21 protein-coding genes and 1 pseudogene are annotated in these 21859 nt (G+C 41.8%); 11 read left to right on the top strand and 11 right to left on the bottom strand.

Annotated elements, in window-relative coordinates; genetic code table 11:
* Positions 1-179 precede the first annotated feature (179 nt).
* From G5B00_RS15180 to G5B00_RS15165, 4 genes are all read right to left on the bottom strand, one after another.
* Positions 180-779 carry an RNA polymerase sigma factor gene (locus G5B00_RS15180; RefSeq protein ID WP_163877300.1) on the bottom strand — a complete coding sequence of 200 codons (600 nt, stop codon included), beginning with the start codon at positions 777-779 and terminating at the stop codon, positions 180-182.
* A 396-nt stretch (positions 780-1175) separates the two neighbouring features.
* Complete coding sequence (locus G5B00_RS15175) at positions 1176-2495, bottom strand: hypothetical protein (RefSeq protein WP_163877296.1); 1320 nt, start codon at positions 2493-2495, stop codon at positions 1176-1178.
* A gap of 5 nt (positions 2496-2500) precedes the next feature.
* Positions 2501-4492 carry a DUF4836 family protein gene (locus G5B00_RS15170; protein ID WP_163877293.1) on the bottom strand — a complete coding sequence of 664 codons (1992 nt, stop codon included), beginning with the start codon at positions 4490-4492 and terminating at the stop codon, positions 2501-2503.
* A gap of 27 nt (positions 4493-4519) precedes the next feature.
* Entirely contained in the window at positions 4520-5197 is a 678-nt protein-coding gene (locus G5B00_RS15165; RefSeq protein ID WP_163877290.1) for a hypothetical protein, read from the bottom strand.
* 296 nt (positions 5198-5493) lie between these two features.
* Between G5B00_RS15165 and G5B00_RS15160 the strand changes: the two genes are divergently transcribed.
* Complete coding sequence (locus G5B00_RS15160; protein ID WP_163877287.1) at positions 5494-6132, top strand: hypothetical protein; 639 nt, start codon at positions 5494-5496, stop codon at positions 6130-6132.
* Positions 6129-6980 carry a nucleotidyl transferase AbiEii/AbiGii toxin family protein gene (locus G5B00_RS15155; protein WP_163877283.1) on the top strand — a complete coding sequence of 284 codons (852 nt, stop codon included), beginning with the start codon at positions 6129-6131 and terminating at the stop codon, positions 6978-6980. Before G5B00_RS15160 ends, G5B00_RS15155 begins: the two co-directional genes overlap by 4 nt.
* 31 nt (positions 6981-7011) lie before the next feature.
* On the opposite strand, the gene metA is transcribed toward G5B00_RS15155, so the two are convergent.
* Positions 7012-7956, bottom strand: a complete 945-nt coding sequence (metA, locus tag G5B00_RS15150; RefSeq protein ID WP_163877280.1) for a homoserine O-succinyltransferase — start codon at positions 7954-7956, stop codon at positions 7012-7014.
* Between the two features lie 190 nt (positions 7957-8146).
* The gene (locus G5B00_RS15145; protein ID WP_163877277.1) at positions 8147-8623 is read right to left on the bottom strand and encodes a hypothetical protein; all 477 of its coding nucleotides are present in this window, start codon (positions 8621-8623) and stop codon (positions 8147-8149) included.
* Positions 8624-8818: 195 nt separating this feature from the next.
* Between G5B00_RS15145 and rpsL the strand changes: the two genes are divergently transcribed.
* The 4 genes from rpsL to rpsJ all read left to right on the top strand — a co-directional run bounded on the left by rpsL (position 8819) and on the right by rpsJ (position 12394).
* Positions 8819-9226: a 30S ribosomal protein S12 gene (rpsL, locus tag G5B00_RS15140; protein ID WP_130140989.1), complete on the top strand. Its 408-nt coding sequence runs from the start codon at positions 8819-8821 to the stop codon at positions 9224-9226.
* A gap of 19 nt (positions 9227-9245) precedes the next feature.
* On the top strand, positions 9246-9713 hold the full coding sequence (rpsG, locus tag G5B00_RS15135) for a 30S ribosomal protein S7 (protein ID WP_163877275.1): 468 nt from the start codon (positions 9246-9248) through the stop codon (positions 9711-9713).
* Positions 9714-9816: 103 nt separating this feature from the next.
* The gene (gene fusA, locus G5B00_RS15130) at positions 9817-11946 is read left to right on the top strand and encodes an elongation factor G (RefSeq protein ID WP_163877272.1); all 2130 of its coding nucleotides are present in this window, start codon (positions 9817-9819) and stop codon (positions 11944-11946) included.
* 142 nt (positions 11947-12088) lie between these two features.
* Positions 12089-12394, top strand: coding sequence for a 30S ribosomal protein S10 (rpsJ, locus tag G5B00_RS15125; RefSeq protein WP_013667229.1), 306 nt, complete (start codon positions 12089-12091; stop codon positions 12392-12394).
* A gap of 69 nt (positions 12395-12463) precedes the next feature.
* Here the strand turns inward: rpsJ and G5B00_RS15120 are convergent, their stop codons facing one another.
* Positions 12464-13216: a YoaK family protein gene (locus tag G5B00_RS15120; protein WP_163877269.1), complete on the bottom strand. Its 753-nt coding sequence runs from the start codon at positions 13214-13216 to the stop codon at positions 12464-12466.
* Between the two features lie 106 nt (positions 13217-13322).
* Here G5B00_RS15120 and G5B00_RS18210 point away from each other — a divergent pair.
* Positions 13323-14495 (top strand): annotated as a pseudogene (locus G5B00_RS18210) (sensor histidine kinase); the annotation flags it as partial.
* Between the two features lie 44 nt (positions 14496-14539).
* Complete coding sequence (locus tag G5B00_RS18410) at positions 14540-14725, top strand: ATP-binding protein (protein ID WP_163877305.1); 186 nt, start codon at positions 14540-14542, stop codon at positions 14723-14725.
* 83 nt (positions 14726-14808) lie between these two features.
* Here the strand turns inward: G5B00_RS18410 and G5B00_RS15110 are convergent, their stop codons facing one another.
* Positions 14809-15432: an OmpW family outer membrane protein gene (locus G5B00_RS15110; protein ID WP_163877266.1), complete on the bottom strand. Its 624-nt coding sequence runs from the start codon at positions 15430-15432 to the stop codon at positions 14809-14811.
* Positions 15433-15622: 190 nt separating this feature from the next.
* Here G5B00_RS15110 and G5B00_RS15105 point away from each other — a divergent pair, with 190 nt between their 5' ends.
* The gene (locus tag G5B00_RS15105; protein WP_163877263.1) at positions 15623-15922 is read left to right on the top strand and encodes a hypothetical protein; all 300 of its coding nucleotides are present in this window, start codon (positions 15623-15625) and stop codon (positions 15920-15922) included.
* A 153-nt stretch (positions 15923-16075) separates the two neighbouring features.
* A complete protein-coding gene (locus G5B00_RS15100; RefSeq protein WP_240894528.1) occupies positions 16076-16504 on the top strand; it encodes a tail fiber domain-containing protein in 429 nt (142 codons plus the stop codon).
* Positions 16505-16678: 174 nt separating this feature from the next.
* On the opposite strand, the gene G5B00_RS15095 is transcribed toward G5B00_RS15100, so the two are convergent.
* Entirely contained in the window at positions 16679-17710 is a 1032-nt protein-coding gene (locus G5B00_RS15095; protein ID WP_163877260.1) for a porin, read from the bottom strand.
* Between the two features lie 368 nt (positions 17711-18078).
* On the opposite strand from G5B00_RS15095, the gene G5B00_RS15090 reads away from it, so the two are divergent.
* Positions 18079-19383, top strand: a complete 1305-nt coding sequence (locus G5B00_RS15090) for an ammonium transporter (RefSeq protein WP_163877257.1) — start codon at positions 18079-18081, stop codon at positions 19381-19383.
* Positions 19384-20178: 795 nt separating this feature from the next.
* Here the strand turns inward: G5B00_RS15090 and G5B00_RS15085 are convergent.
* Both G5B00_RS15085 and G5B00_RS15080 read right to left on the bottom strand, forming a co-directional pair.
* A complete protein-coding gene (locus G5B00_RS15085; protein WP_163877254.1) occupies positions 20179-20688 on the bottom strand; it encodes a glutathione peroxidase in 510 nt (169 codons plus the stop codon).
* 79 nt (positions 20689-20767) lie between these two features.
* The gene (locus G5B00_RS15080; protein WP_163877251.1) at positions 20768-21637 is read right to left on the bottom strand and encodes an N-acetylglucosamine kinase; all 870 of its coding nucleotides are present in this window, start codon (positions 21635-21637) and stop codon (positions 20768-20770) included.
* Between the last annotated feature and the right edge of the window lie 222 nt (positions 21638-21859).

Below are 21859 nucleotides of genomic sequence, written 5' to 3'. Positions count from 1 at the left end.
TATATCATAAATATTTTATCATTTTTGCAGAATTAAAAAACCGGAGTATCAACCCATGATAACGAGAATCTTGACGATGGTTTGCCGCAATGGGTTAAGCTTTCATAAGTAAGATATTCATTTTAAGCTACTGCTTCCCTGTTTTTTCTATCCTACGTTTGGTCTTTTTGTCAATCTGATCAAACAGTATTCGATATTGTATTGACAAGGTAAAAATAATGATTGTGCCTGTCTAAAGCAATTGATAGATCACATTTCCCTAAGCGTTTGAGAGCGGCTGAAATCTGGTTTCGTACGGTTTGGACGGATATGCCGAGTTTTTCGGAAATTTGGGCTGCAGAGAGGTTTTCAAAGCGGCCTAGTATAAAAATTTCACGCATCTTTTCGGGCATCGCTTCGATTTCTTTCCTCACCAATTGGTTTTCATAACTGTAGTCTTCCCGCTCAGCTTCCTGAAAACTATAGTGCCAATATTCTTCTTGCTCATTCAAGGGGATAAGTATGGGCAAACGGTCACGTTGGGCATAGAAATCGTATATTTTGTGTCGCAACATGCCCTGCAAATAGGCTTCAATATTGGTTTTTATCTTCCAATACCCCCTATTTTTCCAAATCAAATAAAAAACTTCCTGTGTAATATCGCTAGCATCTTCTTCTCGGGGCAGCTTCTGAAGAGCTATATGATATATTTTTTTCCAATGCTGCTCAAATAGCTTTTTGAAAGCTATTGGGTCGGCATCATTGATGGCCTGTACGATATCCAAATCTCCCCTGTCCATGAAACGCGTAATTAGACTTTGCGTGTATTAATCATAAGTGCCGAGTTTTTATTTTTTCAACTTTCTTGTCTAAAAATAAAGTCTACAAATATAGTAGATTATTTTTTATCCCGACTTAATTTCAGAAACATTTTTGCCTTTGGCTGTGAAAACATGATCGTGACAGGTTTGTTTTTGACACTGTATAGCATACCGTTTGCCTTTCAAACATTGGTTGGTCATGCAGATTAGACATAAAGCATCCTGAAATTCTGATATTTTTTAGTTATATTCTAGCATCAAGTATAGCGAAAATATCCGATTAATGGAAACAGCTATTATCTAAGACAAGCAAAACGCCTGTGAGTCGGCTTCAAAATCGGGGCACTATATCAAAGTCTTACCATGAGGCCTGCATCAATCCGTGATCAACTGAGCTAATGCATGGATGTGAGGATCAGCCATCGTTAGTTCGCTTTTGAACTCTGTTCTTTTTTCTGCTGCTCGCTTTCCACAGGTTTTCCAGGACTGTATCCGATCGATGCAAGGGATCCACCCTAAATATTTCATCACACTTGCGTCGCGGTTGTATACCATATGAAAAGCCTGCCCGGTATCTTCAAATGCATAACTGTTTTCAAACTGTGCGGCCGTGCTTAGTCCAATCAGATCCTCTTTTCGCGCCTGGTGAAATACATAAAATATCTTTTGCGGAAGATAGGCACTGAGATGTGGCGACATCCTAAGTGTCAAGATCAGGTTCGGCACGGCTTCTTCCCGAACTTCTTTTTTTGGTATCAATTCAAAGCTGTCGTCATAATCATACGCCACAACGGTATCCTGTTGCAAGACGCCCCCCTGTTTCCACTGTATATCCATGTAACCTCCATAATACTGCTTGAGGGTATCGATAGGAATATTATAGTTGCTGAGCGTATGTCTATATTTTTCAAAAAGCGGTTTTAAGTCTGCATGGCAATAAAAATTCAGTACATTCCCTACCGGAAGTACCCTCGCCTGCGGTTTGTCAGTTAGATGGATCAAATCCAACGCTATATCGGCGGTAGAGATGATCTTACCCTGTCCAAAATCAGCGGTTGCTGTATTTTTGTTCCATCGATCATAATAGACGATATCAGCTTTCTCTTTTCCAAAATCAAAACCTTCCATCTCTTTGATGGGTTTCATCATCTTTGACCGGTAGTGCCACATATCTCTAAGCCGTTCGATCTTATCCAGTCTGTCCAAGTTGACAGCCATCAGCACCTCCTTATCATTGCCTACAAAAGAAAATCTCTTGTTTTCAGAGCTGACATACCAGTAACCTTTATCATGGGCAAAAGCCGATGAATCTATCCCAAGGTGATACTGCAAAGAGACTTTCAGCACCTGTTCGTCCCTGACCTGGAGCATGGCATAAAATGTCAATGTATCGCTTTCCGTAGAAAAAAAATATAGATTTGCAGGAATAACTACCGCCTCATCTAGCCTCATGGAAGCTCCCGGCCGCGCAGGAGTCTTTCCTTCCTGGCGATAATATCCGGGATGGGTGATTGCATTCCTCGCTATGTCCCATAAAATTCGGTCTACCGCTATTTTGACAATAGACTGGCTCTGACCGTGGACAAGTACATTCCGCGAACGTACTTCTCTGATTTGCAAAAACAGATAAAAGCCTATCGCAATGACCGCAATAAGCCCAACGACAAGAAAAAATACCCTTTTTGCAATTTTCATCTATCTTATTTTTTTAAAGACCATCGGCTGAGAACATCAAACAAAAATGCCAACGCATTGCCTTTTGTATTTGGAAAATCAATCGCTACCTCACCGCTTAATTTATTGCCTTTCACACCGGACGACAACAGGTAAAAATCTCCATATTGTGCCATACCCTTAATGGTTTCATCCAAAGACTTTTGTACAGGAATATCCAATTCTTCCAATAGCGTAGGCACTTGTCTTGTATTGAAAAGTAGACTCAATCTATTCCTTTTGGCCAATGCTATATAGGGTGTATGACCTTTGGGCCTCAACCTATTGGAACGGATACTCTGAAGTTTTTCAAGATCATTACCGACAAAGACCATATCATCTTTGATCAAAAAGAATACATTGATACCAGATTTGCTCTTTTCCTTCAATTCGTAGACCCCATCATGGTCTATGATACCTTTCTCCTGTATACCAACCTCAGCAAGTTTATGAAAAATACGGGTATCATCCGAAGAAAACATCCATAGAAATTGAGGGATAGTCTCTGTCTTGGTTTTTTCGACCTGCTTATAGTTATAATTATCATCGTATTCGTAGTCTTTATATGTTACCTCCACTTTGGTAACTCCGTTGAGCACAAACAGGTTATCTCCTTTAAATACTTTTGCGATGGCTTTTTCGTCCAAAGCTACATCGAACAATATTGCTACCAGACTTATAGCATGCTCGTATCTAGGCATAAAAGATCCATAATATTTTTTTAAAATCTTTGGAAAATACTTGATATAGGCTTCTGTATTTAGATTGAACGAGAAAAATCCCAAAGCATCTTTATCCAGATAAGCGTAAAATTTGGGGTTCAGCTTTTTATTATAGATGGCTTTATAGTACGTAGTCATGTCTTTGTCCAGCGTAGCGGCTCCCGTAAACTTCAACTTATTACCCTGTACGATCACGCTAGCATCCACTCCTTCGATGCCATAGTCCAGCTTAGGCTGGATACCAAAGGCATCTCTCCAGATATCTTCGGGGTAGAAATGGCTATAGAATGAGGCTATATCACGCACATGGATTTGTGCCAGGGTATTGGAATTCAGCTTACCGAGTTGCCTTGTATCAAAAGAGCCATGGCCTCCCGTTATCACCATACCCATTTCAACATCTATCCATTGTCCGACCACCTCTCTTTTTACGGAGTCATTGTGACGATACATAGTGTCGTACCGCTTGTAATAATCATCCGAATACTGTTCTTGTGCCAATACCGAATCTACATATCGATAATCATCCGGCACCTCTATTGCAGCGGCCGGCGGCGCAGCGACAACTACAGGTGGATAAAGTGTGTCGGTCACCACAGCCGGAGGAGGCAATAAGGTTGCATCGACTACAGCCTCTATAGAATCCACAATAGCGCTAGCCTCCGTATCAAAAGCATAAGCCTCCCAAGTGGTCGCCACCGAATCCATGATCGGTGCAGATTGGTCATACTCATGATTGTCCGAAATCAAGCCATACCGATCTTTCACGTCTTGTTTTTTAAAATAACGATCTATGGCTATCCCTCCCATGACATACAAGGTATGCTGATCCCAGCTCATCCGTAAAGAGCGGTCGGTAGAATAGACCGTAGGCAATCCATTTTCTTGATAGATCTTTTTATGTTTAGGGACCAAGGATTCGAACTGTTCCTTGTTTGATAAAGGGATCAGCGCTCCAAAATATTGTATACTATCCGTTCCCTTCACATACGCATACGCTTTGGTGTTCCAGTCTATTCCCAGATCCTGCATCTTTTGGATGGGAGCCTTTCCTTTATCATTGATCTTATCAAAAAGGCCTAACCGGATCAAGGTCAGGTTCAGATCCTCCATTTTCAAATGATCAAAAACGGCCTTGGTGTTGAATGTAATGACCACTTTAGCATCTTGGGGAATTTTGCGCAGGAGATTTTGCGCATTCAAGGTAAACGAACCGAATAGGAAAATAAACAGGAGGTTGATTTTGTTCAGAGACATATAGTATGATTAAGCTGGTATATGATATTATTTGCTCAGTGTGATCCGATTGGATAGATTTACCTTTCCATTGATCAGATCTGTCGCCCGGACCTTGAGCATCACGGCTTTTTTGTTGGGAGATATTTTGGCATTCGCATGTTGCTGACGAGCTACATGATCCTGGAATCTATAAATACTCGTAAAATGGGCTTGGTTAAAAGATTCTTGATTATCCGTTTTTAGTTTTGCGAACTCTTTTTTTACCTCTGCATTATAGGTATAGTTTCTGCCAAATACTCTGGCAGCAGGATCGTAAGAATAGCTGGAATAGGTAGAAAGCTCAACCTTAAAATGTGCCGAAAGGATCTTAGAGAAAGCATTGAGTGCTTTGACATCGTTAAAACTACAGGATAAAGTCGCAATATAATTGTCAAAATCCAGCGATGACTGTACATCGCTGATACCTGAGGTCTGTTTTAAGAGCCGAACGATGGCATCGGCTTCCTTTTGGATTTCGGTTTTGGAGGGTATCTTTATACCGTCCACCTTGTCCAGCTTCATCAATGAGGCTACTTTCGTTTTGCTCTTGCTCAGATTTACCGTTGCTTTTATTCTTCCGGATCCGTTGGAGTTAATATCCACCTCTTCTACAACATCAAAACAGCCTGTCAACATCCATACTGAACAAATGACAAGCAGATTTTGTACTATTTTCTTCACCATATTAAATCTTAAATAACCTTTGGCGCTATATGACGAAGTAGGTAGTAGCTACAAAAAACTTTTAACGGTCATTTGTTCCATCGATATCCGCCAACACTTTTCCGGTTCAGCAAAAGCCATACCAAGAACAACACAAGATTTGTCCTGCGGCACAAAAATACAAAAAAGCAACATCTATTTAAGATTTAGATTGCCGGTTATCGTATCTTCAGTCAAATGATAAATCTCATTATTGTTGTAAAATAATTTGCAAATAATCGAAAAAAAACCGATTATTGTGTTTATATTTTACAATAATGGATTTTGAACGCCTGCTCAAGAAGTATACCGACGCCCCCTTGTCCCGCCAAACGGTCCTGCATCTACTGAAAGAATACAAGAGACCCAACGACAAGATCAGTGCATTAGTGCGAGAAGATGAGCTTCAGTATGTCAAGCGTGGCCTGTATGTACCCGGACCACGTACCGACCTTCCTATTCCCGGGCTTTTCCTCATCGCCAATCATCTCCACGGCCCCAGTTACGTATCGTTGGAGACGGCGATGTCGTATTGGGGTTTCGTACCCGAGCGGGTATATGAAATCAGTTCCGTGACCTTAAAGGCCACAAAAACCTACAAAACCGAAGTAGGAAGATTTACTTATCGGCATTTGGAAGCCCCCTACTACACATTCGGGATACAACGTGTCCTACTGACCGAAAATCAAGCCGCATTAGTCGCCTCCCCCGAAAAGGCACTCTGCGACAAGATCGTCACCACAGCGGGTGTGTCTCTGCGCAGCGTCCGGCAGACACTTGATTTTTTGACAGAGGACCTACGTATAGAAGAGGAAGCACTCCTTACTTTGGATATAGAGGCGATAGCTTCCTGGATCAGTGATGCCCCGAAGCAATCTAGCCTGCAAATGTTGATCAAGACCTTGCAAACGCTATGATAAAAGAGTGGATAAAGGAGTATAATCCTAAAAATATAGACGATACATCCGCTGCTCTGCGAGAGATCATGCAGGAGGTAACCCTGGCAGGATTGTCCAGAACAGATTTTTTCGAAAAGGCAGCCTTCTACGGTGGCACGGCCTTACGGATCTTTTACGGTCTGGACCGTTTTTCCGAAGACCTGGACTTTTCCTTATTGAGAACAGATCCCGCGTTCTCAATTGAACCCTATTTTGATGCTATGTCTTTAGAATTTAAAGCTCTCGGCATGACTGTGAGCATCAAAGAAAAGGAAAAAAAAGAGGTGTCAAACATCGAATCTGCCTTTCTGAAATCAGACACCTTGTGGCAAGAGCTTATTTTGGAGAATGTCCTTGGACAGACAGGCATACGTACCAATCGCCCCATCAAGATCAAGATAGAAGTAGACAGAAAACCTCCATTAGGGTTTGGCACTGAAGAAAAGCTCCTTACTCGTCCTTTCTCATTTTATGTGAAATGTTTTGACCTGCCTTCGCTATTTGCAGGAAAAGTACACGCTGTACTGTTCAGAAAATGGAAAAATAGAATCAAGGGACGGGATTGGTACGATCTGGAATGGTATATCAAGAAAGGTATCCCACTAAGTGTCGATCATTTTTTGTCCCGAGCAATAGATACCGGAGACTGGATAACGGACACTATCACTGCGGAACAGATAAAAGAGCTGTTAAAGGAAAAGATAGAAGCTATATCATTTGACAGAGCCAAAGAGGATGTAATCCGGTTCATAAAAGACGATAGCGTACTCGATATCTGGAACGCGAAGTATTATACAGATTTACTGGATAAACTCAAGTTCCAATAAAGCAAAAAAACCTCACAGACAGTTATCACTACTATCCATGATGCTTGATCTCTCCGAGCTGTTCCACTTCTTTCAGATCAAAAGGAGTCTCTTGATAGACATAGTAGTTCAGCCAATTGTTGAATAGCAGGTTGGCGTGACTTGCCCAGCGTACCAAAGGAGGGTTGCTTGGATTATGACCTCTATAATAATTCTGCGGCATCTCTATCGGCAGTCCTTTTTCCACATCACGCATATACTCCTCATGCAACGTCAACGGCGCATACTCAGAATGCCCTGTAAGATAAAACTCACGTCCTCCCCGCGAGGAAGCAATGGCTACACCAGCCTCAGGAGACTCAGAAAGAATGGTTATTTCGGGGTTATTCTGCATATCTTCTTTCCGCAAGGTGGTATGTCGGCTATGGGGAATAAAAAACTCATCGTCAAACCCCCTAAACAGCAGATCCCGCTTGTCTGTAGCCGTATGCTTGAAGACCCCGAACAGTTTCTTGTCCAACGGCACCTTTTCGACGCCATAGAAATGGTAAAGTGCAGCCTGAGAGGCCCAGCATATATATAAGGTAGAAGTGACATGTTTCCGGGCCCAATCAAAGATAGTCGTGACCTCATCCCAATAGGTTACTTCTTCAAACTTCATCATCTCTACGGGTGCCCCGGTAATGATCATGCCATCGTAAAAATTCTCTTTGATCTCGGAAAAACCTTTGTAAAACAATTCCAGATGCTCTTCCGAAGTATTTTTGGACGTATGGGTTTCCAACCTCAAGAACTCGACCTCTACCTGCAGGGGATTGTTGGAAAGCAAGCGCACGAAATCTGTCTCCGCAGTAATCTTCAACGGCATGAGATTAAGGATAAGCAATCGTTGCGGACGGATATCCTGCGAATTGGCCCGCAGGTCACTCATTACAAATATGTTTTCCTTTTTTAAAAGCTCTATCGCTGGAAGATTATCTGGTATTTTGACTGGCATAGCTGTTTCCCTTACCCTACTTTAAAAATTCAGAGCAAAAATAAAAAGAATATATGGGAATAAAAATAATGAATAACGGTGAATTGAAAATTGAAAACAGAGAATATCCCCTCCTATGTGCACCATACCATAAAAATGCCCCAAAAAGTCTGACACTCTTTGGGGCATTGTATTTATGCTTTTCGCCTATTTAGTTGAAGCCAATATCAATATCTCCCACAACCATATAATTTTTCATATCAATACCATCATCTCCGGTGACTGTTTTTTGCACATTATGCATTATTTCGCCATCTTGTTCTACTTTAATAGAAACCGTATAAGAATTACCATCAGCAGCTGACGCATCTACGACAACTGTAGCCGACGCTATATCTACAACTTCACCAATATAAGTCGTGGTACTTCCCAGAAAATCTTCGGTATACAAATCTACATCCGAATTTGCCTCATACATCTTCCCATTTACTTTCCATGATAAGCGTTTACCATTAGGATCCATCCCAAAGAAACTGGTATAAAACGAATCTCCTTCCTTAATACCGGTTACAGTGACCGTAACCTTGACACCTGAAACTTTCTCCCCGCCATTGCCCTCATCCTTCGAGCACCCCAAAAAAACAAATGTCACTATGGCCAACAAAAAAATAATCGATTTAATTTTCATATTTATAAAGCTTAATTGTGTTGTTTACAGTTTATATAACCCTCTATGTGGCCATCAAAAAGCAAACACTATCAAAAGAGGTCTGCAAAACTAACAAAACAATTTGTTATTAACTATTTACAATTCAAAAACTTATTCATATCTTTGCGGACTAAAAAAATAAATTTTAAACAATTTAAAAAAGAAAACAGGTAAATGCCTACTATTCAACAATTAGTTAGAAAAGGTAGAGTAGCTCTGGAAGACAAGAGTAAGTCTCCAGCGTTGGACTCATGTCCACAGCGAAGAGGTGTATGTACGCGTGTATATACTACTACCCCTAAAAAACCAAACTCAGCCATGCGTAAAGTCGCTCGTGTTCGTTTGACAAACGGTAAAGAGGTGAATGCCTACATCCCAGGTGAAGGCCACAATCTACAGGAGCACTCCATCGTGTTGATCCGCGGTGGCCGTGTGAAAGACTTACCAGGTGTCCGTTACCACATCATCCGTGGCGCATTGGATACTTCTGGCGTCAATGGTCGTAACCAACGTCGTTCTAAATACGGAACTAAGCGTCCTAAACCAGGACAAGCAGCAGCTCCGGCAAAAGGTAAAAAATAATTAAACGGAGGAAAAGAAAATGAGAAAGTCAAAACCAAAGAAAAGAATCATTTTACCTGATCCAAAGTTTAATGAGACTCAGGTAACACGTTTTGTCAACAACCTAATGGTAGATGGTAAAAAATCTATCGCCTATTCAATCTTCTACGATGCTGTAGAACTGGTCGAGCAAAAAACACAGGAAAACGGTCTGGAAACATGGAAGAAAGCATTGAACAATGTCATGCCTTCGGTAGAGGTAAAATCCCGTCGTGTCGGCGGAGCCAACTTCCAAGTTCCTATGGAAGTACGTCCAGAGCGCAAGATTGCATTGGGTATGAAATGGATGATCTCTTACGCCCGTAAACGTGGTGAAAAAACCATGCACGAAAAATTGGCCGGAGAAATCATTTCGGCATCCAAAGGTGAGGGTGCAGCCGTGAAGAAGAAAGAAGACACGCACAAAATGGCAGAAGCTAACAAAGCGTTCTCACACTTCAGATTCTAATATTGATATGATTACACAGATTATAAGGATTACACAGATCTAGTATTTATAGCTCCATCCGTGAAATCTTATTAATCCTGTGTAATCTTTTTTTAAAATAACAATGGCAAAAGATTTAAAATTAGTAAGAAATATTGGTATCGCTGCTCACATCGATGCCGGTAAAACTACGACCACAGAGCGTATCCTGTTCTATTCGGGTGTGAACCACAAGTTGGGAGAGACACACGAAGGTTCGGCTACGACTGACTGGATGGCTCAAGAGCAAGAGCGTGGTATCACGATCACTTCCGCAGCTGTAACCGTATTCTGGAACTACCGTAACAAAAAATACCAGGTAAACGTCATCGATACTCCGGGACACGTGGACTTTACAGTAGAGGTAAACCGCTCCCTTCGTGTATTGGACGGATTGGTATTCCTGTTCTCAGCAGTTGACGGTGTGGAGCCTCAATCTGAGACCAACTGGCGCTTGGCCGATGGCTACAAAGTTCCTCGTATCGGTTTCGTCAACAAAATGGACCGTTCGGGTGCAGACTTCCTGAAAGTCGTCAAACAAGTAAAAGACATGTTGGGTTCCGAGGCTGTGGCATTGCAATTGCCTATCGGAGCAGAAGACGATTTCAAAGGTGTAGTCGACTTGATCAACAACCGTGGTATGGTATGGAACGAAGCAGACAAAGGTATGACCTATACCGAAGTGCCAATTCCCGACGACATGGTAGACGAAGTAGCTGAATACCGTGAGAAATTGCTGGAAGCTGTTGCTTCTTACGACGAGTCTTTGATGGAGAAATTCTTTGATGATCCAAATTCATTGACCGAGCGTGAGATCTTAGATGCTTTGCGCAAAGCAGTATTGGACAACGCTATCGTACCGATGGTGTGTGGTTCATCCTTCAAAAACAAAGGTGTACAAACCATGCTTGACTTGGTGATGGAACTATTGCCTTCGCCATTGGATATCGAAGCTGTAGCGGGTACAGACCCTCGTACCGAACAACCTATCGAGCGTAAGCCTTCTGAATCAGAACCTTTCGCTGCATTGGGCTTCAAGATTGCTACTGACCCATTCGTAGGCCGTCTATGTTTCATACGTGCATATTCAGGAGTATTGGAAGCCGGCTCTTATGTATTGAACACGCGTTCAGGCAACAAAGAGCGTATCTCCCGTATCTTCCAGATGCATGCTAACAAGCAAAACCCTATCGAAAGAATCGGTGCGGGTGATATCGGCGCCGTAGTCGGTTTTAAAGACATCAAAACAGGCGATACACTTTGTGATGAGAAAAACCCTATCGTTTTGGAATCTATGGTATTCCCTGAGCCGGTAATCGGTTTGGCGATCGAGCCTAAGACACAAGCTGACGTAGACAAATTGGGTCTGGCTCTAGGTAAACTGGCCGAAGAAGACCCTACTTTTGTTGTAAAGACTGATGAAGAAACAGGTCAGACCGTTATCTCCGGTATGGGTGAGCTTCACTTGGATATCCTGATCGACCGTTTGAAACGTGAGTTCAAGGTAGAAGTAAACCAAGGTGCTCCTCAGGTAGCTTACAAAGAGTCTATCACAGGCACCACTGAACACCGTGAAGTGTACAAAAAACAAACCGGTGGTCGTGGTAAGTTCGCGGACATCAAGGTTGTTATCTCACCTGTGGACGAAGATTGGGATCTTAACAAATCCCCTCTACAATTCGTCAACGAAATCGTGGGTGGTGCTATTCCTAAAGAGTATATTCCTTCTGTCCAGAAAGGTTTTGAATCCTCTATGGCCAACGGTGTCTTGGCAGGCTATCCATTGTCGGCAATGAAAGTTCGTTTGATCGATGGTTCATTCCACGCAGTCGACTCGGATTCATTGTCATTTGAGATCGCTGGACGTGCAGCTTACCGTAACGCTTTGCCTAAGTGTTCACCTGTATTGATGGAGCCTATCATGAAAGTGGAAGTATTGACTCCGGAAGAAAATATGGGTGATGTCATGGGTGACTTGAACCGTCGTCGTGGCCAAATGCAAGGTTTGGATTCACGAGGTGGCGCACAGGTTATCAAAGCTATCGTTCCCCTTTCTGAAATGTTTGGCTACGTGACACAATTGCGTACCATCACATCAGGACGTGCGACTTCTACAATGGAATTTGATCACTATGCCGAAGCACCGCGCAATGTGGCTGAGGAAGTGATTTCAAAATCAAAAGGAAAAGTCAAAAATCTTGTTGACGAAGATTAATTGAGATAAAAGATGAAGGAACAAAGATAAAAGACAATAATATAGTCCTTATTCTTTGCTCCTTTGTCCTGAATCCTAAAAGATAAACCGGCCGACGGTTGTGAATAGCTCTAACTGAAGGCCATATTAAATCAAATAAAAAATGAGCCAAAGAATCAGAATTAAATTGAAATCGTACGATTACAACCTGGTAGACAAGTCCGCCGAGAAAATCGTTAAAACAGTAAAACCTACAGGTGCAGTTGTCAGTGGTCCTATTCCATTGCCTACCGAGAAAAAAATCTATACGGTTTTGCGTTCGCCACACGTCAACAAAAAAGCACGTGAGCAGTTCCAGTTGTGTTCTTACAAGAGATTGCTGGACATCTATTCATCCAACTCCAAAACAGTTGATGCATTGATGAAACTTGAATTGCCTTCAGGTGTCGAAGTTGAGATCAAAGTGTGATAGGAACAGTGATTTCAATTAAAAACAAGGGCTTCTTTTGTTGAAAAAGAAGCCCTTGTTTTTTCTAAGCTAACCCCTTTCGTGCTGGTGATGTCTGAATCTGCGCACGATATGATAATAACGAAACAAAAGCCCGTCATACCATAACGTAAACAACAGTATCGCAGAGGCTACCATGAGCATATATATACCTATCTGCTGAAACCCAAAACCACCGATCAGACCTCCCAAGAAGAAGCACCCAATAATCGTGAATTTTAGCAAGATTCCTTTACGGAGCTGTTTTCGCCTTTGTTTGTCCAACCGAAAAAAAAACTTCGAAATATCTATTCCCAAATCGGTAAAAAGTCCCGTGAGATGCGTCGTACGGACTACCGATCCCGACACTCGCGTCACTAAAGCATTCTGCAGGCCCATTGCAAACAGCAAGGCACAGGATAGTATCGTCGGGATAATATCATTGCCACCACCTCCGGATATTGTCCCAAAAACACTTACAGACAATAGCACAGCTATTTCCAGGATAATTGGCCATACATAAGCGTACTGTGGGTGACGTACAGAAACTCTTTCCATCAAAAGACTTGACACAAAAGCGCCCAGCAAAAAAAACAAAATATAAAAAAGGAAGACAAGGGCTATAACATAGTTCTTCAAAAACAATTCTTCAGCAAAAAAAGCAAAGTGGCCTGTTACATTAGTCGTCAATGTTCTAAACGAAAGTAACCCGACAATATTGACGATGCCTGCCACGGCTGACAATAAGGAAGCTAATCTTAGATTGTGGGAAAAGGTACGACCCCTTCCGGTATGTCGAAACATAGCTGATACAAAGTGAAATGAACGATAGCAAATCTACTTATTTTATTTCATAACAGCCGCATTTCTTCCATATATCCCATTTCTTCGTACCAATTGAATAAAAGTCATGTCGCAAGATCAGAAATCGGAAGTCATTTTTCACAAAACTGACAAGTTATTCGTAACTTCGATAGCATATTGGGCAACGATAGAAATGGAAGACCAGATAAAAAAGCTATGGACACACCTCAAAAGTCTCGAATCCATAGGCATACACCCTGATATATCTTATCTGGATAGTAAAAAGATCAAGATGCTAAACTTGATAGCATGGACCTGCGTTCCGTTTACCTTTTTCTTCTCCCTGATGAATTGGCATGACGGCAAATATTTTCTATCCATTATCAATGCATCAAACTTTATTGCCTCTGTTTCTGTGTTGATCCTTCATCACTACCGCCTCTATACAGGTGCAAAATTGACTTTAACCTTTGGAAATTTTTTGTTTTTCTTTCTGGGAGGATTCTTTTTTTCCAACGGAGGAGAATATTTTCTCTTGAGTACGCTCATTGTGATCCTCCAGGTATATGATCAGAAATGGGTACAAATAAGCTCAGGCATTGTTATTCTCACGGCTATGTTTATCGTCTTCTTTTATCCCAGCCCGTTGTTTGCGGAACAACAAGTACCTTCCTTCCGAATCATCTTTAACTTCGTGGGAGCAGTATCGTTCATCATCACGGTCGTGGTCTTCTTTAAGAATATCCAGCTCAGCTACCAAGACAAAATAGAAGAACAACATGCAAAGCTCAAAGAGATGAACAGTACAATGGAAAGCATTTTTTCCATTGTTGCCCATGATATCAGAAGCCCCCTGGCCTCTGTGCAATATATGTTATTCTTATTTCAAAAAGACATCATTACAGAGCAGTATGTCAAAGAAAATGTAACTGTCATAAACAACAAGCTATCTCACCTGAATGCTGCACTGGACAATCTTCTTCAGTGGGGATCGCGCAATATTCATGGTCTACATGCCTACCGAAAAAATGTATCTATAGCCGGGATCATAGAGGAAGTATTTCAGTTGTTGGCTCCGCAGATCAACCAAAAAGAAATCAAGCTTAAAAAAGACATAGACAATACCTTGATTTCCTATGTAGACCGAGACCAGATCACCGTAGTATTACGCAACATCATCAGCAATGCCATAAAGTACAGTTTTTTTGGAGAAAGCATATTCATTTCAGCAAAAGAAACGCTGGGATATGCTGCTATTGAAATCAAGGACAAAGGCACAGGAATAAAAAAGATAAACTCAACAGTTTATTCAATAATGTACAGATCCCTGCGTCAGGAACAGATGGCGAACGCGGAAGTGGACTGGGACTACTATTATGCAAAGAATTACTCATCCAAAACGGGGGTACCTTCAGGATCGAGAGTCAAACAGATGTTGGATCAACTTTCATCATTTCCCTACCGATAAAAAAACACAAACAGAAACATGATCTGGTGGAATTAAATTAAAGACAGGTCAAAAAAAGAGGTGTCTAAAAAAGCCATATTTAGACCTCTTAGACACCTCTTTCTTCAAAAAATTACTACCCGGATTAGAATTTAAAAGTCAATCCAAATTTAGCAGTGCTGAAGAAGTTGTTAAATACGTTAACATTTGCATTGAATGAGGATACCGACTCTGCTCCGTCCACGTCTACTTTCGCTGTAGAATAGTTGATGATATCCGCAAGAGCAAAGTTTACAGCGATCTTGTCTGTCAAGAAATAGTTGACACCCAAACCTAAGCCCGCACCGAATCCGTTGGCTTTCAATTTGTCGACATCTGTTTCTTCAATCGTAGAGTTAACATATCCTACGCCAGCTTCCGTATATGTTTTGAAACGTGAACCTAGATCCAGAAAATAATAGCGACCGAATACTCCGGCGCTAAATGCACTTTCTGTCTCCTCATGTTTTCCTGCAGCTGGATTTGTCGTGTTTTTGTCCTGTCCATAACCCAACGACGCACCTACAGCAATCTTGTCCGTCACGAAATACCCAGCTTTAGGAGTGATCTGAAAAGAAGACTCTTTACTGTCGTCATTTTTGTTGTTAAGAGTAGAAACGCCAAAGCTACCTTCTACGATAAAATTGCCTTTTTCAAAGCCAAATTCCTGTGCATTGGAAGCCAATGTCAATCCTGCAACTGCAGTCAATGTTAGTAATAATTTTTTCATATTGTTTTTACTTATTATTTAAACCTTTTCAAAACTAACCTTTTTGTTTAAAAAGTCAAAAGTAAAAATATCATAATAAAGTAAACAAAATTTACCGGACTTTATTCACCTTGACAATCAAAAGCTTAAATGATTTTTTTTGGTCTACAATTTTCAAATGACTATATAATTGCATATATTAGTCAGTAGAATGCGCAGCGAACTCTTCATATTCTGCATGACAATCGTATTGGCTTTTGTTGTATATAAGCCAGGAATGGTATTGCCTATCATGGCATCAACAGCGCACCATGAAGAACTCCCTGTCAATAGTGACACACAGGAAGAAAACGAAACAAAGCGGCAACTGGAAGAACAGATCCTGCCAAGCGAGGGAGTTTTGACTTTATGGGCTGACCAGTATACAGCTTCGTATTTCCCTAAAAATAGCCGTATCCCCCACGCACTTCCTATTCCTTTGCACGAACCGCCTCCCAACAGCCGTTGCTGAGAGCAAGAAGCCCTTTACCGACAAATGCAAATCAGATTCAAGCACACGCAGCACGCGTGCGCTAGCACAAATCTGGCGCACGCGTGCTGCGTGTGCCTTCTTTAACAAAAGATACGCTATTAATTAAGCTATTACACTATTTAGAACAACAAAATGAAAAATCTTATATACACTATAGCCGTGGCATGCTACATGTTCATTGGTCTGGAAACAATAAATGCCCAACAATTGAATGAGCAAGAACTAAAAGTAAACATACAGGACATCCGTAATTCTACGGAACAACTCAAACAGCTGACCCCCATCACATTTGACTATGACACCCAAAAATTTGCGAAACTGAACTTACCTAAAGGCAACCAATATGGTTTTTTGGCAAGCAATGTCAAAAGTGTGCTACCTGATGTGGCCAAGGAATCTTCACAAGTCTATACAGTCGGCAAGAACACCACCAAAGTGGCCCGATATGACAATGTCGATTCCGAAAGCTTGATTCCACTACTGGTCGCTGCAATAAAAGAGCAACAGCAACAGATCGAAGCGTTACAGAAAGAGGTGGAAGTGCTGAAAGCTAAGAAGTAACCTGGTGGAATAAAGGTATCCAAAAAGTTTACGTCATCCTGACCGGAACGAAGTGGAGTGAAAGAATCTCGTAGTTAGATGAGATATTTCGACTTCGCTTCGCTCCGCTCAACATGACGAGTTAATAACTTAGTACTTTTCAGTCCCTTTCATTTCTTTGCAGCTCAATAGCCTTTAAAAAGCATACACCAGTGCAATCGAAAACTGTGAAGCACTTTTGGTTGCCGCCCCATCCTTTTTCAAGAATACCGGTTGGTCATTGGTATCCAACCGCACCTCAGGGATCAACGTCAGCCCTCCATGTTTGATATTAGCGGATAGCGTAGCAGTGGTATAGGCCTCTCCCGTCACACCTTCCACATCCTTTATCTTAAAATACTCGCCCCTCACCCCTACTCCTATATTTTCAGATACATTGTATTTTGGATATAATGCGACACCGCTATACCCACCGTCTGCAGCCAATGTATAGTCCGCAGCATTCAGTCCGAGCGAAAACTTATCTGAAATATCATATCCTGCGACCAGATCTATCAAGGTTCCGGACGTATAATCGTCCTTTCCTCCTGCGGCCGTACCTGTCAGAAAGTTCAGATACGTACTCAGACCTTCCAAAGGAGCTACGGACAACTGGGCACCAAAGTGCGACACACCATTCAGATCCTGGTAAACATTCCAATCATTGAACAATCCCGCCATCAATGAGATCTTATCCGAAAAAGCATAAGTAGCTTTAATACCCGCATTTTGGAAAGGTCCTGCTCCAAAGAGGTAAGATGTTGAGTAATGGAAGTTGGCTGCCGGAGAAATCACTTCATAACCAATAAAAGTTCCCATATAACCTGCAGTCATATTGAACTTGTCCGTAAAATCATACGAAGCATATAGGTTTTGGATATGAAAGGAGTTCGAATTGTCCGTATCATCTCCCGTGGGCAAAGTCAGGTATTGTCCTCTCGGGCCAAAGGAGAGCTCACCCACAAAAGTAGCTTTGCCCGTCGTTTTCTTGACCCCCAAGGCTAGCATTCCGAGGGAGATGGAGTTCTGATCATTCGCAAAATAGGTGTTGATATTGGGTTGTTCGGCAAAATCATACTTCCAATATGCATCTGCATATCCAGTTATTTCCAACGACGAAGATTCTTGTCCATAAACTCCTCCAAAAAAACCAATAAGGAAACAGAAAATCAGTAAACAGTTTTTCATAATTCAGTTTGTTTTAATAATAATGTTAAAAAATCAGTTAATTACCCTAACAAACATCCGTAATAAATAAACAAAAAGACAAAAACACTTAAAATAAAAACAAAACAACAAATAAAACTTATTAAAAACAGATATTTAAGTTATTTCAAAACAATTATACGACTAAATTTTGTATAAAAATATAAAAACACAAAAATATTTTATAAAAAACTCATAAAATTGTATGTAAAAATGAATATTAAACAATAAAAAAATAAAATTTTTCACTTTTTTATATGAAAAATCAAAATCAATTACAATATTTGCAATACAAAACAACAACAAAAGACAAAAAACACGCATTAATCCATTAAACCAAACAAGAAAAGATGAAAAAAATACTACCATTTGGCATTCTTTCGATCGCAGTCATCCTAGCATTGATCGTACCAGCCACCGAAGTGACCACCGTAACAGACGTTACATTAGATACCGGAGATACCGCGTGGATGCTGATGTCCGCGGCTCTTGTTCTCCTCATGACTCCTGGATTAGCCTTCTTCTATGGGGGTATGGTCCGTAAGAAAAATGTGATATCCACTATGTTGCAAAGCTTTATCTGCCTAGGATTGATCACGCTGATCTGGGTTGTTTTTGGCTTTAGCCTGGCATTCGGAGAAGATATAGGTGGCATCATCGGCAATCCTTCTACTTTCTACATGATGAAAGGCATATTGGGCAACAATGCTTGGTCCGCATTGCCGACCATTCCCATAGCCTTGTTTGCTATGTTCCAGCTCAAATTTGCCGTGATCACACCTGCCCTGATCACAGGAGCTTTTGCCGAACGTATCAAGTTCAATGCTTATCTACTATTCATCACCCTGTTTGTTATCGTTATTTATGCGCCCTTGGCTCATGCCACCTGGCATCCGGAAGGGATTCTCGCATCCATGGGGGTTTTGGATTTTGCCGGGGGAACGGTCGTACACATGTCGGCCGGATGGGCAGCCTTGGCATCTGCTCTATATCTAGGCAAAAGAAAAGAACAAACACATACACCTGCCCGCATCAGCTACGTCATTCTGGGCACAGGCCTGCTTTGGTTTGGATGGTTCGGATTCAATGCCGGATCAGCAGGCGGAGCCAATGAGTTGGCCGCTTCTGCTTTTGCCACTACGACTACAGCCTCTGCTGCCGCAGCAATAGCCTGGATATTCTTCGATCTACTCAAAAATAGAAAACCTTCGGCTATGGGCGCTTGTATAGGGGCGGTTGTCGGTTTGGTGGCCATCACACCAGCAGCCGGATTTGTGACTATTCCCCATTCACTTGTGATAGGCGTTGTCGCAGCCGTGATCTCCAACATGGTCGTGGTATGGAGAACGAAAAAAGGAATTGACGACACACTGGATGTATTCCCATGTCATGGCGTGGGCGGTATGGTGGGTATGCTTTTGACAGCTGTGTTTGCACACAGCAACGTCAATGAGGCTGTCACAGACAATGGATTGTTTTTTGGTGAGACAAGCCTATTCTTCGCCCACTTGATCGCCTTGGTAGGTGCCTCTGCCTTTGCATTTTTCGGCTCACTCTTATTACTCAAAATCACAGACCTGATCGCTCCGTTACGGGTTAGCGAAGAAGAAGAAGTCATTGGGCTGGATGCCACCCAACATGACGAGGAGCTATAAGCGAGTCCTTTACTAACATCTAAATTATAAATTTGAAAAACGCCGCATTCCATGCGGCGTTTTCTATTTTTTTGCCTATAACGGATAAAGTAATTGAAGGTATAATTTAAACAACTAATATAGACTTCCTTCCGCACTACCCTTCCGGCCTCTATGCCGGCCAGGCATCCAACTTGGAAGGGCCCAAGTCGGCAAGGCCCTTTGTCCAATCAAGGTGGCCAGTCGCACATCCTCCTGCTCACGACAGCAATGCCGTCAAGGCTGGGAAGAATTCCGAAGCCTTTAGTATGGGGCTTCGGAAATAATCCCTAGGCCTTGCCTATCCCACAGCCCCGGCATCTGCTGTCGTCTGCCACCACTTGTGATTGGACTGAGCGCATTCTACAACGCATTGATTTACCTGCACATCAAAACGCTATCTACTACCCAACATAGGAAGTAATACCCTGTCAAAATCGACCTTTCAGCATATCGAGATCAAGGCCGTGGAGCTACGGTCTTGCTAGCTTACATCTGGAACGATGCAAGCATTTTAAGTCTTTGAGATGGGGATTGAGCAATGGAGACATCAAAACCGAGCGAAGCGAGCTCTTGAACACCTTTGAAAACAAACAAGATGTGAAAAATCGCTTCCGTAGTGTAGCGAGCCGGATCGATGAGAGGATGAAGAGTCTTGACTTTTTTGTTGACTTTTTGCGTCAAGACAAAAAGTCAAAGCCTGTCGCGGCTCGAGCGACAAAAGAATTGTATAATTTATACCTTCGTTTTATCACGAATATCTCCAACACCCTAATATCACAACCTCCCCGTGATCTTTTCATCCAACGGATTGACGGCCGAACGGTATCGGCCGATCAGTTTTCCATTTTCATCGATCAGGAATTTCTCAAAGTTCCACTTGATATCTCCTGTAAAATCCGGATTGTTTGCACGGGTCAGGTATTTAAATAAGGGAGCCATTCCGGGGTCTTTGACATTAACCTTTTCGGACAGCAAGAACGTCACACCATAGTTCTTCTCGCAGAAAGCCTGTATATCTTCATTGCTACCGGGCTCCTGACTGCCAAAGTTGTTGGCCGGGAAACCGATGACAACAAGCTTGTCGCCATACTGCTCATGGAGTTTTTGCAGATCTTTGTATTGCTTCGTAAATCCACATTTCGAAGCCGTATTGACGATCAGGATTTTCTTTCCCTTGAAAGTGGACAATTCTATCTTCTTCCCATCGATGGAAGTAAACGAATAATCATAGACCGATGGTGCAGCCATCATCATACTCAACACCATACATAATACTGTAGCCATAACTGTAAAAATTTAAATCTTTATAAAAATGATTAACTGTTCAATCGTTTAAACAGTTAACCCCTTAACCTCAATTACATCAAACATGTATATCCATTTGTTTCATTTCACGCTGAACGACAAAATGAAATAAACTCTCGATCGGGGATTTGAGTATCTTGCCTACCTTGATACCGTGCAGTTTGCAGACTTTGGCCAGATGCAGGTCAAAATGATAGGCTATACTCCCCACAAAATGGCATTCATGTTCCCAATAATTTGGATACGTCATAATGTTGGTACGCACAAATTCATCAAACCCATCTGTCAATACTTTATCGATATAGGGATGAAGCCTATTTTCCTCCATAAACATCGCAAAAGAAGCCAGATAAGCATTAGGGCGGTCTTTTTGATAAACATTCTTAATGACTATATCTTTGGTCAGCCGATATTTTTCACCAAAAATTTTTGCGATATCCCTTGGCATTTTACCATATAGATACTGTGTGATCAGATATTTGCCAAACCACGCTCCCGAACCTTCGTCCCCCAATACATAACCCAATCCTTGATGACTGGGCATCAGTTCGTTACCATCGTAATAACTGATATCCGATCCTGTTCCCATCGTAGCGATCAAACCTTTCTTATGCCCACATGCCGCATACGCACACCCCAACAGGTCACTTTCCACAGCGATAAAAGCGTTCGGAAAAAAAGTGGTCATGGCATTCGATACGATCTCCCTCCTATCCGGTGTCACACAGCCTGCTCCAAAAAAATAAACTTCCCGGATCTCATCAATATAGGGAATGATCTCCGTCACATCCTTCATCACTCTTCCGATTTCTTTTTCGTTGACAAAAAATGGGTTTAATCCTTTGGTTCTAAAACGAAGAGGCTTGCTATCAGGCATATTCAACATCCATTCCGAACTGGAAGAACCGCTATCAGCAACTAGAATCATAATTTGTTCCTTACTTTTATTACCTCAAACTTACACAAAAAAGTGGAAATATAGGGAAATGATATTGAAGGTTATCAAGCCGATGGCAAATATGGAGACATGCACCACAACTATCGGCTAGTGAATTGTACTACTTACCCCTGCACCGGGTATACAGGCACAATGGAGGCCCATTCTGTCTTTGGAACAGGCTCTCGATATACGCGCTGTATTCTTGATACA

It is taken from the genome of Parapedobacter sp. SGR-10, from assembly GCF_011030405.1.
Taxonomy (GTDB): Bacteria; Bacteroidota; Bacteroidia; order Sphingobacteriales; family Sphingobacteriaceae; genus Sphingobacterium.
This window is presented reverse-complemented; position numbering and strand designations above follow the sequence as displayed.

Coding starts and splice junctions, on each gene's coding strand:
- G5B00_RS15095 (WP_163877260.1), bottom strand. CDS start 17,710: ATGAAAAACTGTTTACTGATTTTCTGTTTCCTTATTGGTTTTTTTGGA.
- G5B00_RS15085 (WP_163877254.1), bottom strand. CDS start 20,688: ATGGCTACAGTATTATGTATGGTGTTGAGTATGATGATGGCTGCACCA.
- G5B00_RS15160 (WP_163877287.1), top strand. CDS start 5,494: ATGGATTTTGAACGCCTGCTCAAGAAGTATACCGACGCCCCCTTGTCC.
- fusA (WP_163877272.1), top strand. CDS start 9,817: ATGGCAAAAGATTTAAAATTAGTAAGAAATATTGGTATCGCTGCTCAC.
- rpsJ (WP_013667229.1), top strand. CDS start 12,089: ATGAGCCAAAGAATCAGAATTAAATTGAAATCGTACGATTACAACCTG.
- metA (WP_163877280.1), bottom strand. CDS start 7,956: ATGCCAGTCAAAATACCAGATAATCTTCCAGCGATAGAGCTTTTAAAA.
- G5B00_RS15110 (WP_163877266.1), bottom strand. CDS start 15,432: ATGAAAAAATTATTACTAACATTGACTGCAGTTGCAGGATTGACATTG.
- rpsG (WP_163877275.1), top strand. CDS start 9,246: ATGAGAAAGTCAAAACCAAAGAAAAGAATCATTTTACCTGATCCAAAG.
- G5B00_RS15175 (WP_163877296.1), bottom strand. CDS start 2,495: ATGAAAATTGCAAAAAGGGTATTTTTTCTTGTCGTTGGGCTTATTGCG.
- G5B00_RS15170 (WP_163877293.1), bottom strand. CDS start 4,492: ATGTCTCTGAACAAAATCAACCTCCTGTTTATTTTCCTATTCGGTTCG.
- G5B00_RS15155 (WP_163877283.1), top strand. CDS start 6,129: ATGATAAAAGAGTGGATAAAGGAGTATAATCCTAAAAATATAGACGAT.
- G5B00_RS15105 (WP_163877263.1), top strand. CDS start 15,623: ATGCGCAGCGAACTCTTCATATTCTGCATGACAATCGTATTGGCTTTT.
- G5B00_RS15120 (WP_163877269.1), bottom strand. CDS start 13,216: ATGTTTCGACATACCGGAAGGGGTCGTACCTTTTCCCACAATCTAAGA.
- G5B00_RS15080 (WP_163877251.1), bottom strand. CDS start 21,637: ATGATTCTAGTTGCTGATAGCGGTTCTTCCAGTTCGGAATGGATGTTG.
- G5B00_RS15090 (WP_163877257.1), top strand. CDS start 18,079: ATGAAAAAAATACTACCATTTGGCATTCTTTCGATCGCAGTCATCCTA.
- G5B00_RS15145 (WP_163877277.1), bottom strand. CDS start 8,623: ATGAAAATTAAATCGATTATTTTTTTGTTGGCCATAGTGACATTTGTT.
- G5B00_RS15180 (WP_163877300.1), bottom strand. CDS start 779: ATGGACAGGGGAGATTTGGATATCGTACAGGCCATCAATGATGCCGAC.
- rpsL (WP_130140989.1), top strand. CDS start 8,819: ATGCCTACTATTCAACAATTAGTTAGAAAAGGTAGAGTAGCTCTGGAA.
- G5B00_RS15165 (WP_163877290.1), bottom strand. CDS start 5,197: ATGGTGAAGAAAATAGTACAAAATCTGCTTGTCATTTGTTCAGTATGG.
- G5B00_RS15100 (WP_240894528.1), top strand. CDS start 16,076: ATGAAAAATCTTATATACACTATAGCCGTGGCATGCTACATGTTCATT.